General features: G+C 29.5%; 10 protein-coding genes. 3 read left to right on the forward strand and 7 right to left on the reverse strand.

What is annotated here, in order from left to right; all coding sequences use genetic code 11:
- Positions 1 to 196: 196 nt before the first annotated feature.
- The 5 genes from J3E06_RS04840 to J3E06_RS04860 form a co-directional block, all read right to left on the reverse strand.
- Positions 197 to 5,062 (reverse strand): right-handed parallel beta-helix repeat-containing protein, encoded by a 4,866-nt coding sequence (locus J3E06_RS04840; protein ID WP_048187128.1) that lies wholly within the window; start codon positions 5,060 to 5,062, stop codon positions 197 to 199.
- Between the two features lie 397 nt (positions 5,063 to 5,459).
- Positions 5,460 to 5,810, reverse strand: a complete 351-nt coding sequence (locus J3E06_RS04845; RefSeq protein WP_013180160.1) for a DsrE family protein — start codon at positions 5,808 to 5,810, stop codon at positions 5,460 to 5,462.
- Between the two features lie 94 nt (positions 5,811 to 5,904).
- Entirely contained in the window at positions 5,905 to 6,087 is a 183-nt protein-coding gene (locus tag J3E06_RS04850; RefSeq protein ID WP_013180161.1) for a rubredoxin-like domain-containing protein, read from the reverse strand.
- 235 nt (positions 6,088 to 6,322) lie between these two features.
- Positions 6,323 to 6,679, reverse strand: a complete 357-nt coding sequence (locus J3E06_RS04855; RefSeq protein ID WP_013180162.1) for a class II SORL domain-containing protein — start codon at positions 6,677 to 6,679, stop codon at positions 6,323 to 6,325.
- A 58-nt stretch (positions 6,680 to 6,737) separates the two neighbouring features.
- Positions 6,738 to 7,088, reverse strand: a complete 351-nt coding sequence (locus J3E06_RS04860; RefSeq protein ID WP_013180163.1) for a carboxymuconolactone decarboxylase family protein — start codon at positions 7,086 to 7,088, stop codon at positions 6,738 to 6,740.
- Between the two features lie 249 nt (positions 7,089 to 7,337).
- Between J3E06_RS04860 and aroE the strand changes: the two genes are divergently transcribed.
- Together aroE and J3E06_RS04870 are read left to right on the forward strand one after the other, a co-directional pair.
- The gene (gene aroE, locus J3E06_RS04865; RefSeq protein ID WP_013180164.1) at positions 7,338 to 8,378 is read left to right on the forward strand and encodes a shikimate dehydrogenase; all 1,041 of its coding nucleotides are present in this window, start codon (positions 7,338 to 7,340) and stop codon (positions 8,376 to 8,378) included.
- Between the two features lie 159 nt (positions 8,379 to 8,537).
- On the forward strand, positions 8,538 to 9,845 hold the full coding sequence (locus tag J3E06_RS04870; protein ID WP_013180165.1) for an L-serine ammonia-lyase: 1,308 nt from the start codon (positions 8,538 to 8,540) through the stop codon (positions 9,843 to 9,845).
- 144 nt (positions 9,846 to 9,989) lie between these two features.
- On the opposite strand, the gene J3E06_RS04875 is transcribed toward J3E06_RS04870, so the two are convergent.
- Positions 9,990 to 10,460, reverse strand: a complete 471-nt coding sequence (locus tag J3E06_RS04875; protein ID WP_013180166.1) for an archease — start codon at positions 10,458 to 10,460, stop codon at positions 9,990 to 9,992.
- 300 nt (positions 10,461 to 10,760) lie between these two features.
- On the opposite strand from J3E06_RS04875, the gene J3E06_RS04880 reads away from it, so the two are divergent.
- Positions 10,761 to 11,186: a molybdenum cofactor biosynthesis protein MoaE gene (locus J3E06_RS04880; RefSeq protein WP_013180167.1), complete on the forward strand. Its 426-nt coding sequence runs from the start codon at positions 10,761 to 10,763 to the stop codon at positions 11,184 to 11,186.
- Between the two features lie 122 nt (positions 11,187 to 11,308).
- On the opposite strand, the gene J3E06_RS04885 is transcribed toward J3E06_RS04880, so the two are convergent.
- Positions 11,309 to 14,449: a heavy metal translocating P-type ATPase gene (locus J3E06_RS04885; protein WP_013180168.1), complete on the reverse strand. Its 3,141-nt coding sequence runs from the start codon at positions 14,447 to 14,449 to the stop codon at positions 11,309 to 11,311.
- Between the last annotated feature and the right edge of the window lie 62 nt (positions 14,450 to 14,511).

Below are 14,511 nucleotides of genomic sequence, written 5' to 3' on the forward strand. Positions count from 1 at the left end.
AATATCTATATAATTTAATTTAATGTATAGTATTATGTTATTTTTCATATATTAATGTATTTTCCATAAATGAAATAAGAAAAACTGATTTAAACTATTATTTTAAAAAAATAAAAAATAAAAAAGTAATTTAATTAAATTTATGTAATTTAGTAGTAATTTAGTAATAATTTAGTAATAAGTTAATATTACTAAATTAGGAAACTCTTACGACTTTGTACTGTCCTGCTACAAATGTCACTTTTATGCTATCTTCTGGTAATTCGTCTAATTGTGCGAAATACTCGACAGCTGTTCGAGTTCCTACCCTATCAGAACCTGCAAGTACTATTACAGTGTAATCGCCTACATTAAAGGTTTGGATTACACCTACACCTTCACCGGGTTCGTCATTTGTAATTGGTATTGGCAAGTAATTTCTGTATCGGTTAGTAATTGGGTTAGATACTGGACCACCGATAAGTATTGTTTGTTGTGTGATGTTATCATATGTTCTACTTGAAGCTAAAACTCCACCATCTGTTAAAGTGGTTGAATAGCCTAAATCAATAGAATTTCCTGCGATTACTTCAGAATTGTAGATAAAGCTTCTTAATTCAAGAGATGCGACATCTTCTGCTACTCCATCGAATGAATCTCTACTACTACGTCTATTGATTATACTACCACCCGTCGAAGCGAGTAAAGAACCTCCAACTATCCATTTACCGGATGTATCTTTAGTATATGCCCATACATAATCTTCTGCGGTATTTACGCCACCGTTAGGTGATGTAAATACTACCCATTGACTGCTTGTTTCATTGTATCTGTATAATCTTAAGCTATTTTCGTCAATATTACTTGGGAAATCTGCTAAGCTATAGTATACTTTAATGTATGAATTATTAATTACTGAGCTATTTAATAATGGTATTTGTATTTCCCAAGGACTTGCACCTGCTGAAAATGCTCCGCCACTTGCTGGAGGATTATTTAACTCAGATACAGATATCGGTGAGGAAATATTTTGTGTTGTATTTATTTCAATATATATACCAGATAAATTAATTATCATAGTATCATTTGTATTAAATTGTGTGTAATTATTGTATGTGTCATTATTTGTTATATTTGTAGTCAATACGGTTAAATTTTTAACATATCCTGATGTATTAGTGTTTCCGTATTCATCAGAAGTATTTACTGCTACTTGGTAAACTCCTGAGCTTATATTTTCAACGTTTGGCTGAATATTCAATATAAATAAGTTATCTGCCAATTTTGAAACGTTATATAATTTTGTACTGTTATCTTCTGCTTTTAACGTAATATTTGTTTTATTTTCAGGAATATTCACATAATCATCAATTAATACCCAAATGGTAGTATTTTGGTTTAAAGCCACTTCTTCAGGCGTTATGTAAATATTACTTATTATTGGTGATTCCATATCGATGTACAAACTCGTGTAATTCATTGACTTTTTATGTCCGAGTACATCAGATATATTTACCATAATGGTTTGATTACCTGGTGTATCACCTAAATTCAATAGTGCATACCACGTTGTTGAGTTTTTAGGTGTTAAATTATATACATTGCTGTAATTACCGTTGATAGTCACATTTAACTTATCAATCGGGCTTGTATCATTAACTACAACTGTAATATTAGTCGTTCCGTTTGCTTTTGCGTAAGTTGGGTCAAATGATACCGTTATATTTGGAGCAGTGTTATCTACTACGAAGTACTTTCCAAAGTCAGATGACAATCTGTAAACCGATGGATTGCTTGCTGTTTTTGTAGATACGTTCAAATCATACATTCCTTCAACTGTTGGCGAACTTGGTAATGCTACTTTGTAAACATCCCACGTATCATTTAAGTATGCCAAATCAATTGTCGTTGTATTGTTTCCTATGCCTTGTCCAATTATTGAAACATTTATTTGCGTTGGAATTCCCGTACCTACGATTGCTACATAGGTATCTATTGCTACGCCTGTTCCATTAGTTTGTCCTGGAACTGTGTATATGTAATCAATAGATATACTTCCATCATCCATATATGATACTGGATAGCCTAATGAATACTCGGAAGTCCCAACGTTTTTTAAATATGCTGAAGCTACGATGTATGAATTATTATCAATATTTAGCGATGATACATCGATTGTTTGTTCAAATTCTGCGGCTGTTGTGTTAAATACGCCTATCAATTCCCAGCTTCCTGGGTGAATTGCATTGGACTTGTCTCCCGCAGTTGTATTGTTCACGAGGAATAATTCAATTTTTGAATTTCCGAATTCTGTAGCATTTGGTGCACTACGTCCTATGTATCCTTTTACGTATAATGAGTTATTTGTTTCATTATATGATACATTTGTGAATATTGGATAATTCATATCGCTGTTTGCTTTTGAACTGTTTAAATAGCCCGTATTGTACTCAATAGCGAATAATTTTGTTGCATCACCATTTGAATAAACGTATGGCGTATATTCGAAATTATATATTGTATTATTTGAAATTATTATATTTTTTGAATTTTTATTTGTAATTATAATACCTGATGAAGAAATATTATTAATTTTATTGTTTTTTATTTCAGAGTTTTGAATTTCTGAAAATAACATTCCACCATAGGAATTACTTATATTGATATTTTCGAATTTTGAATTTATTATATTTCCTCCAACTATTGCATAAACCCAATTTTCCAAAGATAAATTACTAATCATTAGGTTATCAGCGGAAGATATCGCAAATGGATAGTGTCCATCTATCGAAATGTTATAGCTTGAATTATAATAATCGTAGCTATATCCTTGACCGTAGATATTAACATTATCTGCGGAGATAAGTATACCATCGTCTTGAGTTTGTACTATATCTTCCATTATATAGTAATTACCGGACCTTGTTATGTGATATGGAATACTTGAATTATAGATGTAGTACGTATCGTTTACATAAAGCCAACCGTCATACGTATTAAAGTTGCTTACATTGTCTCTTGCAGTGATTGTATAGGAGTAATTACCTTTACTGTGAGGTACTGAAATGTTAACACCCCAATGGTCGGTGCTTAATTCAGTAAACCAGTATTCGTCCCCTAATACACCAATACTTACATTATTTACTTCTGCATTAGTCCAGTTGTTTCTTGTTGTTAGGTTAATAACTAAATATTCGTCTGGATTATTTACAATGAAATTCTGAGGACTTGAAACATTTAGTATTTCTACAGGATTACCTGTCACATTTATATTACAACCGCATACATCACAGGAACAAGTTGTAATATACATTATAGGAGTTAATACTCCTTGATTATAGTATGTTGTAATCTGTACGGGATAAACCCCTGTAGTATTAGGCGTGTAGATTGTACCATTATAGATTCGGGTAGTTCCCGCATCTGAAGTCGTTAATTTGTAAGTATTATTGCCTAAACTCACGTTTACGTCCACTATATTATAACCGTTTGGCTCTATACTAACATTTATCCATACGGGTCTATTAACTACTTCTTCAGTTAAGTTTAAAGATACATTTCTACATAGCGGTACTTTTTCACGAACTGGCGCATTTAAACCAAATTCTGATGTATCATACTTACCTGAATCGTAAAGTCTCGCTGTTGCTGTAAGATATGAGTTATTTGTTAAATTACTGTAATTTACACCGGAAATATTAATGTAAGCTTTAAATACGCTGTTTGCATTGGTGGTATTTGAACCTAAGTACTGTATACTCCCACCGTGATTTTTAATACTTGAGTAATTATCGCCTAAATCTATATCAGTGTAATTTACTACGTAAATATCAACTAACGTACTAGCAAATGTACTACTTGAATTATTTACTCCCACATAACCGCAAACGTAAAGTATATCTTCACTGCTCATATTTGCAGTCATAATTATTGGGTGGTCTAATCCACCATTGCCAGTGCCATCAGTATTATAAACTCCGTCATTAGGTAATGAATCTGATGGAATGGTCTTTAATGGCGAATATAATGAGATTCCCAATATATTTTGATATATTGAGTTGTTAAATATATTTGCGTAATCTGAATCTTCATCTATGTATATACCAACACTATTATTGGTAATTATGTTTTCAGTGATGTTGTAATCATCAGAATCGGAAATCCGTATACCATATTCATATCCATTGATTTTGCTTTCTGAAATGTTCCAGTCGTCGGAAATTTCATATCTAACACCAACATCTCTCGATGCAAAACCGGAATTACTTCTTACAGTGTTGTTTATAAAGTCGCTGTAGTAAGTATCATAAAAATCAAATCCGATTTCACAATTTACTAATGCGTTATCTTCAAAAGTGCTGTAATCAGAGTCATCTGCGTGTATACCCACAATACTACACGATGAGATATTATTTGTTGTAATATTTGCACCTGGAGAAGTTAGTAAACTTATTGCAGTTGGTGAATTAGTAATTACTGCGTTTGATATAGTAATATCATTACAGTCTATAATATCAAAGGCTGTTGTTGGACAGCTTGGCACTATTACATTATTAAATGTACAATTTGCACTGGACATTACAAGTACTGCATCAGAACCAGAATTTTGTATATAACAGTTATCAACAGTCGAATTTTCAAATTGAATAAGTTTTAAACCTTCATTATCTGAATTTCGTATGTTAACGTCTGAAATATTTACATAGGCACTTCCTTCATCGTTTATACCTATATCCCAATCTGACAATGTAATATCTGTAATTGTAATATTGTCAGTTTCTATTACATCGTTAAATATACGAATACCATCTTTAGCAACCCCGCCACTGTTAAATGTTAAAGTATGGCCATTACCGTTTATTTTCACGTTGCTTGTTTTAATGTAAATAGCATTTTTCCTATTTACGTCGACACTCTCGTTTAAATTATAAATACCGCTTTCTTCAATGGTTATACCTACAATACCGGGGTCTGTAAAGTTAACTGCACCAATTGTATATTCATTTGCTGCATAACTACATCCAAGTAATGAAAGTAAGATTATTGAGAATAGGGCATATTTTAATAAATTAGTAGATTTCATAATCCCCCTCATCAAATCACTCCAAATTTGATAGATTACTATCAAATACTTGATTACTGTCGAATGACTAATTAGTTATAATGTATATTAGAAAAAAATTTTACACATATAATTATCTAATTAAAGGGTTATATATATTATTTGACTTATAATTACGATTTGTTCGGGATATAACAGAATAATAACGTATTTTTTTAATAAATAATGGCGCATAATTGATTATAGTGTATTAATCGGCAAAATAAAGTTAAATAATTTAATTGAAAATATATAGTTATAATTTCAAATATAATAAACTCAAATTGATAAAAATATAAAAAATAAAAATAAAAATAAAACTATAAAATAAAACTATAAAATAAAACTATAAAATAAAAAATAATTAATATGTATTAAATTAAAATTCTACGACTTTTCCGCCATCGTCTAAGTATTTTTTTAGACTAATATGCCCGTGCAAGTCATTCTCGATAGAAACTTTTCCAATAATATCATCTAATATTCCGTGCATACTGGAACAAGCTTCACAAGCTATAAAATTATCTTTTAAAGGTTTTACGTGCTCACTAAATGGATGTTCTGGGTTTATTAAGTCTTTTGCCCATTTTACACCCTCCCCTTCAAATATTATTTTTACGTCGTCTCCTTTCTCTTTTAACTCTCTTGCAAATAATAATACGTGGAACATTAATGTATTCATTGGTGCCCCATCTTTTTCATAGGAAAAAACTAATAAAGAAATTTTCAAATTTATCCCCTCATAAATTTGTATTATTTATATTATCGATATATTTAAACTATTTAATATGTTAAATAGTAAATATTTAATATTTAATATTAAATTAAAATCTGCTTTCTTCTTGTCTTGTACCTGCTATTTTTGGGTCAATACCACAAAAACCACACTCGGGTGTATAGCAAGATACATCATAGAAAGTACATTTTTCCCCACAACTCGGACATTGGTCGGGTACTTTATCGCCTTCAAATATATACCCGCAATTAGAACATTTCCACCACGTCATAAATTCACCCCCGAATATAATGTGCTGAAACTGAATTTTTAAAAATAATTAATATTACATACTATTTGTATTATTATTCTTAGTATTATTCTTAGTATTATTCTTAGTATTATTCTTAGTATTATTCTTAGTATTATTCTTATTTAAAAAATGAAAATTAAGTAAAAGTATATAATTTATTCGAGTAGAGTTTTATGCAAATATACAATATTGGCTTTATTGTTATTTCTTATTACTATTTTTTTATAGTGATTTCTTTTTCATAAGTCCAAAGCCCGTGAAGATTACAGAACATAAACGCTTTTAATGTCATTTTTAATCCTTCATGACCTTCAGACGGAGCTTTTAAAACCACACTTATTTCTGGTTTAACATACTGGGTCATACTACCCCTATATACAGTTAATTCGCCTATTCTAAGCTCAATGTATTGTATAAAATGTCCGTCTTCCATAGGGTGAGGAACTCCGTCTGTATGCACCTTTACCTCATATAACTCATTTACAGCTATTTCATCTTTACATTCGATTATTGGAACGTGCTTTTTCTCAAAATCAGTTCCTTCTTTCAATGTTTGCACATGACCACTCATATAACACCCTCTTAGTACTAAATTTTAGGTATTTAGTTATTTATTAATTCATCAATATTTACTTATTTTCTTTTTTATCAGATTCCATTTCTTTTTTTACTTTATCTAAGGTTCTTACTGCTTTAACAAATGGTGGCATTCCTGCAGTTAATAAAACCATATTTAAAGCATCCATTATTTCGTCATAGGTAATTCCTAAATGGTCCATACCACTGTACATTTGTCTAAATGTTCCCCTTTTATCCCCACTGGCTGCTGTAATGGCTATAGCAATTAATTTCTGAGTTTTATAATCCAAAACCTTTCCATTAAAAACCGCATCATTTAAACCTACAATTGCGTCGTATAATTCAGGGTTTTCTTTCTTTACGATAGGCATTCCTTTGCCATAGAATACTTGCTGCTTCATATTTTCCCTCAAATTTTTTATATGTGGTTTTATTTTAATTTCATTTACGTATATATTTTTGTAAATACAGTTATATATATTTTTTACTTTGAATCTTAATTAATTTTTCAACATTATATATTATAATTAATTAAATAATGAGTGCAATATACTAAATAATTGAAATAAGATAGTAATATAATACTATAATGATAATATAATACTATAATAATAAGAATAATAGTGATAATTAACTAAAACGGTGATTTAATGTTAAATTGTAAGATAAATAACTTAATAAATTCAAAAACTAAGTTATTGGGCGTAATAGGTCATCCGATTGCTCATTCACTGTCTCCGATTATGCATAATTCTGTTATTTTCCAAAATAAGACGAATAATTTAAATAAAGAAAATATTTCCCAAGATATTAATACTATTGAAAAATTAAAAGAATTAAAAGATTTGGAAAAAAATACAATTGACAATTTAAACTACATTTATCTTGCTTTTGACATTGAACCGGAAAACTTAGAAAATATCGTTATTTCTGCAAAAACTCTAAATATTAAGGGTTTAAACATTACAGTACCATATAAAATAGACATTATGCAGTATTTGGACGAAATAGACGAAGATGCTAAAAAAATAGGTGCTGTGAACACCATATTATTTGAAAATGGAATATCTAAAGGGTATAATACTGACGGTTTAGGATTTAGAAAAGCAATTGAGGAATTAATGGAAATAAAGGATAATAAAACCAACAATAATAAAACCAACAAAAGTACTAAAAATAATAAAATACTTGTTTTAGGAGCAGGAGGGGCTAGTAGGTCAATTTGCTATGAAATGTCGAAAGATAACGCCATTACAATTGCAAACCGAACTTTTGAAAAAGCGGAAACTCTTGAAAAGTACTTAAAATCAATTGGTCATAAAAATGTTAATTCTATTAAACTGGAAGAATTTGAGGATATGACTAAATTAATGGACTATAATATTATAATAAACACTACTTCATTAGGTATGTACCCAAATATAGACAATACGTTCATTGATTTATCTAAATTACCCGAAAATGCACTTAATGGTAAATTTGTAGTTGATATAATATATAACCCATTTGAAACAAAATTCTTAAAACAAGCCTCTGAAAAAGGAGCAACTATTCAAAATGGACTAAGTATGTTAATCCATCAAGGAGCCATTAGTTTTGAAATTTGGACAAATGAAAAACCAAATATTGATATTATGAAAAAAAGTATTGTAAATGAATTAGAAAATAAGAATAAAAATGAAATAGACTAATAATAAACTAATAATAAACTAATAATAAACTAATAATAAATTATAAAATAAATACTATTATTTTAAATCTATTTTATTATTTTACAACATATTAATTATAATATCATAAATATTGTAGATAATATATATACTATTTATATTGTTCATAAGGGTGATAAAATGGATTCTTTGAAAGAATTATTTAAAATAGGGCATGGACCTTCGAGTAGTCATACGATGGGGCCTCAAAAAGCAGTGAATGATTTTAAAAAATATTTAGTTGATAATAATGTTAACTTTGATTATTATGTGGTTGAATTATATGGAAGCTTGGCAGCTACTGGAAAAGGGCACCTAACCGATAGGATTATTATAGATACACTAAATCCTGAAAAAGTGGTTATTTATTGGAAACCCGAAGTAGTAAAAGAGTACCATACGAATGCCTTGAATATTAAAGCAATTTTAAAAAATAACGCTGATAAAAGTAATAAAAGTAATGAAAATACTAAAAATGATGAGGATAGGGAATTTTCTGAAAAAATTGTCTTTGAAGAAACCTATTACTCCATTGGCGGAGGCACTATTGTAAAAGATTCAGAACTTGGAGAAAATAAAAATTTCAAGCCATATAAAAAACCAGTGTATCCATTTGATAAGATGGAAGACATTTTATCGTGGTGTGAAGAAAACGGAAAAGAATTATGGCAATATGTGGAAGATTATGAAGAAAACGATATTTGGGATTATTTAACGGATATTTGGGAAGTAATGCAAAAATCAATCGAAAATGGATTGGATAAATCTGGCGTATTACCCGGACCTTTGAAATTACCCCGTAAAGCAAAGCGGATATATAAACAAGCAAGAATGAGAAAAACACGTTTTTCAACAAATGGAAAGTTATATGCGTATGCTTTGGCAGTTGCTGAAGAAAACGCCGACGGTGGTTTGATTGTCACGGCACCTACTTGCGGGTCTTCGGGAATAGTACCTGCCCTTTTAAAAGTTTTGGAAGAAGAATATAATTTAACAGAAGATGAAATTTTAAAGTCTCTCGCTATTGCGGGTTTAATTGGAAATTTGGTTAAAGAAAACGCATCTATTTCCGGTGCTGAAGTTGGTTGTCAGGGTGAAGTTGGAACAGCTTGCGCTATGGCAGCGGCTATGGCTTCGTATATATTGGGCGGTACAAATCAACAAATTGAATATGCTGCAGAAATGGCTCTTGAGCATCATTTGGGAATGACTTGCGACCCTGTGGGCGGTTATGTACAAATACCTTGTATTGAAAGGAATGCCGTGGCTTCAGTACGTGCTTTAGACTCTGCAAACTTTACATTGTTCACCGATGGACGTCATAGAGTTAGTTTAGACCAGGTCATTATAACTATGAAAGAAACGGGTCAAGATTTAAAATGCGGGTATAAAGAAACTTCAAAAGCAGGTTTGGCCAAATATTATATGAATACGGAATTTGAAAACTAAATTAAAAAATTAAAAAATAAAAATACTAAAAATAAAAATACTAAAAATAAAAATACTAAAAATAAAAATACTAAAAATAAAATTTAAATTAATAAGATAATTATAATGTATTTTATAATGTATTCTTTTTTTAATTTTTTGGATTTATAAATCAACTATGAAATTTATTTTAAATTCGCCTTTATTATCAGAAATATTCATTTTGTGGTAAGTTATTGCTTTAACTTCCTCTTTTGCGTCGTGTTTTTTAGTATCGTACTCTTCTCCAAAGTAATAACAATCTAATGTATAATATTCTTTAACTTCTTCGTCATTGTTTGATTTAATTTCTTCCGTAACTGATTCAATATTTATTTTAAAGTTTGATAGCAATAAAAATTCTGAATCGTGAAGTATTAATAATTCAGTTAAGTAATCATATAGTAAGCTCAATAAATCATCTGAAGCTATTTGAAATTTCCCAAGTGCATTATCATTGTCATTGTCAATCTTGTCGATATCGACCATAATGTTAAATAATCCCTTGCCTGCGTTTTCAAAAGCTTTCTCGATGGTTTCCCCGTAAGAAGTAATACCGATATCTGCCATAGTCTCAAAATATTCGTATTCGTTCAAAATCTCACCTTTCAACTTTTTTTAAACGCTCATTTCGATTTAACTTCATTTCATTTTGTATTTTTTTGTATTTTTTTGTATTTTATAGATTATTTATTTTATATCATTCTATGAATATATGTGTATTTTATAATATATAATTGATAGATTTGAAATTCTATTAATACGCAAATATAAAAACTTATATTAAAATCGAAATTAAAAAGATAATTTAATAAATAACGACTTATAAATTAAACATCAGGTAAATATAAGAAAATATAAAAAAATATCAATTAAAAATAAACAATTGTGATAATTATGATAAGAGTTTCTGAAGAAAATTTTAATACAGATTTAGAAGTCAAAAAAATGCTTGAAAAACACCCTGAAATAGGAGGGCTCGTAAATTTTATTGGCGTGGTTAGAAGTGTTGGTTATAAAGGAGAAGATGAAAAAGAAGTTAATAAATTAGACTTTGAAGGTTATATCCCAATGGCAACTAAAAAATTAGAAGAATTAAAAGATAGGGCTATGGAGCAATACAATATCATTGATGTAACTATGGTGCATAGATTAGGTACGTTAAATGTAGGGGAAAACATTGTTTTAATTGTAGTTGGTGCCATACATAGAAAAGACGCTTTTTTAGCGTGTGAATTCTTAATCGATAAGCTTAAAGAAGAAGTCCCAATATGGAAAAAAGAATTTGCAAAAGATGGGAGTTATTGGGTAGAACAACATTAAATCTACCCTTTTAAATTATTAATTTTTACTTTTTTATTATATTTTATATTTTATATTTTATTATATTTTATATTTTATTATATTTTATATTTTATATTTTATATTTTATATTTTATATACTATTATTTAGGCATATAATTTCTAAGAGTTAACGTAAATCCTACAACGGATAAAGAGCTTAACATCATTGCAAATGCGGCATATTCTGGTCTGAATATAATACCATAAGGGATTAATAAACCGCCTGCAATCGGTATTAATATTGAATTATATGCAATCGCCCAGAATAAATTTATTTTAATTTGCTGATAGACTCGTTTGCTCAATTTAATGAACTTATACACTGAAGTAATGTCGTCATTCATTAAAACAACGTCTCCGCTTTCAATAGCGATATCAGTACCCGAACCTACAGCTACACCGATATCTGAAACAGAGAGCGCTGGAGCGTCATTTATTCCATCACCCACAAATACAACCCTTTTTAATTTGTGATTTGAAATGTTTCTTTCGATTTTATCGCTTGGATTATCTTGCAAAATACAGGTTTTTGCCACCTTTTTAAATTTTATATCCTTATTTAATTCATCTCTTATTTTTAGTACAATTTCAGATTTTTCATTTGGCAATATTTCAGAGTAAATATTTTCTTCAGGGATTCCCAACTGATTACCGATTACAGTAGCAGTTTTCTTATTGTCCCCTGTAATCATATATGGACTAATTCCTAAATTCATTAAATTAGCAATCGTAGTTTTTGCGTTTGGCTTCACTTTATCCGCAATTGCCACTAAACCCTTAATTTCGTTATCAACTGCTAAAAGTACTATTGATTGAGCATCTTCTTGATATTCATCTAATTTTTTAAGGTACTTTTTAGGTATGGAAATATTGTTCTCGTCCATTAGTAATTTATTTCCAACAAATAACGTTTTAGTTGTATCTCCATCAACTAATGTACCACTAATACCCCTACCGATAATCGTTTGATAATCGGCGATATTTTTAATCATTGGTCCTGTTATTTTAGACTCAAATTTATCCTTAAAGTTTTCTACAATTGCATTGCCCAATGGATGACTGGAATTTAACTCCATTGATACCACATAACTTGCAAAAGTCTCAACCGGCAAATCGGTGATATAATCAGTCATTGAAGGTTTACCTTCTGTTAATGTTCCAGTTTTATCAAATATTATTGCACTGATATTTTTAGATAATTCAAATACTTCAGTATCTTTTATAAGTATCCCCAAATTTGCAGAACGCCCTAAACCTACGGTAACAGCCGTAGGAATAGCAATACCTAAAGCACACGGACATGCAATTACTATTACAGATATAAATATGGTAGCGGATACTAATAACCCATAACCGTTTAAATACCAATAACTTGAAAATATTATCGCTAATAAAAATACAACAGGTATGAAATAATTAACCAATCTATCAGCGATATTTTGGAAATTTGGCTTAGTTGATTGTGCTTGCTTAACTACTTCAATTATTTGAGCGAGTAATGACTCTTTACCAATTTTTTGAGCCATAATCTGCAATACACCTTCTTGATTTATCGTACCGCCTATTACACTATCTCCTTTGTGTTTTGCATTTGGTATTGGCTCACCAGTTATTGAAGATTCATCTACATAACTACTACCCGTATATACAACACCATCTACAGGTATCTTTTCACCGGATTTAACAAGTACTATATCCCCTTTTTCTATTCTATCAACTGGTACTTTAGAATATTTTTCAACTCCGTTTTCAAATTCGACTATAATCGCATATTTGACCTGTAAACTCATTAATTCTTTTATAGCTTTTGAAGTCTTTCCTTTTGCTTTTCCTTCCAAATATTTGCCGAGCGTTAATAAAGTTGCTAACATTACGGGCGTAGAATATACAATAAAGTCCTGAGACAAAATTCCAAAAGTTGCCAAAATGGATGCTAAAAAGGACGCCACAATACCCAGTGTATACATTACGTTCATATTTAAGTATTTGTGGTTTACTGCAATGTATCCGCCCTTAATTATTGGCCAGGCCACATAATACATAGGGAATAAAGATATTATCAATAATCCGAAGTTTTTTAAAATTGCGTTTATAGGGGTCATACTTACCAGTACGAGAAGTATTGAAAAAACGACACCTATCCATATTTGAAGTTTTTTATGCTCTAATTCAAGCTCTTTTTTACTTTTAAGTGGTCTTGGCAATTTTGATGTATGATTTAATCCATTTTTATTTTTAGATATTATTGCAATATCCATATTTAAATTAGAATCGTTTTCTGTTGTTTTTTGTCTTTCTATTGTATTATTATTATTATTATTATTATTTTCGGAATTTTTTGAAATTTCTAAGGCTTTATCTCGGGAATTTTTAAGTTCGATATTTGAATCTTTTAATTTTTTAATTCTATTTGTATAACTAACATTTGATTTTTCATTATTTTCGTTATTCTCTTTATTATTTTTCGGCGCTGTTTCTTTAATACTTTTTACATTTCTTTTAACGGTTAAATCGGTTAAATCAGCATCTTCTTTTTTCACTTTGATTTTTACAATATTTTTAGGAACTTGTTCCTCCCCTGCAATTTCAAAAGTAAATCCTAATTCCACGATAATCTTGGTAATGTCATCTAATTTTACAATATCGGGATTATATTCGACTCGTGCAATTTCAGTAACTGGATTAATAGAGATATATTTAACTCCATTAAGCTTTAAAACGTTGTTTTCGATATTTGACGCACAACTACTGCAGTGCATTCCAAATATTTGTAAGGATATTTTTTTAGTATTCTTTGTATTATTCGCATTATTATAAATATTAGTATTATTATCAATATTAGCATCCTTATTTTTAGTATTTTCATTATCATTACTATCTTTAATACCATCTAATTTATTATCATCCTTGGTATCGGCATTTATCTCATTTTTATGTCCTATAACTCCATAGCCCTCGCTATTGATGTTTTTTAGGTTATTTTTATTAGTATTTTTATTACTATTATTATTTTTACCATTTTTATTATCGATATTAATTATTTCGTATTCAAAGCCTAATTCTACAATTTTATCCAATATTTCATCCAAATCTACCATATTCTCATTATAGTCTATAACCCCTATTTCAGTAATCGGGTTGATTACTATGGAATTAACTCCGTTAAGCTTTAAAACGTTGTTTTCGATATTTGACGCACAACTACTGCAATGCATTCCAAATATTTGTAAGTCTATTTTCATAACAATCCCAAAATACAACATAAATAAGTGTTGTTAGATAGCTCCCATCATCTATTCGTCTA

Source organism: Methanococcus voltae, assembly GCF_024807655.1.
Lineage (GTDB): Archaea > AGJL01 > Methanococci > Methanococcales > Methanococcaceae > Methanococcus > Methanococcus voltae_D.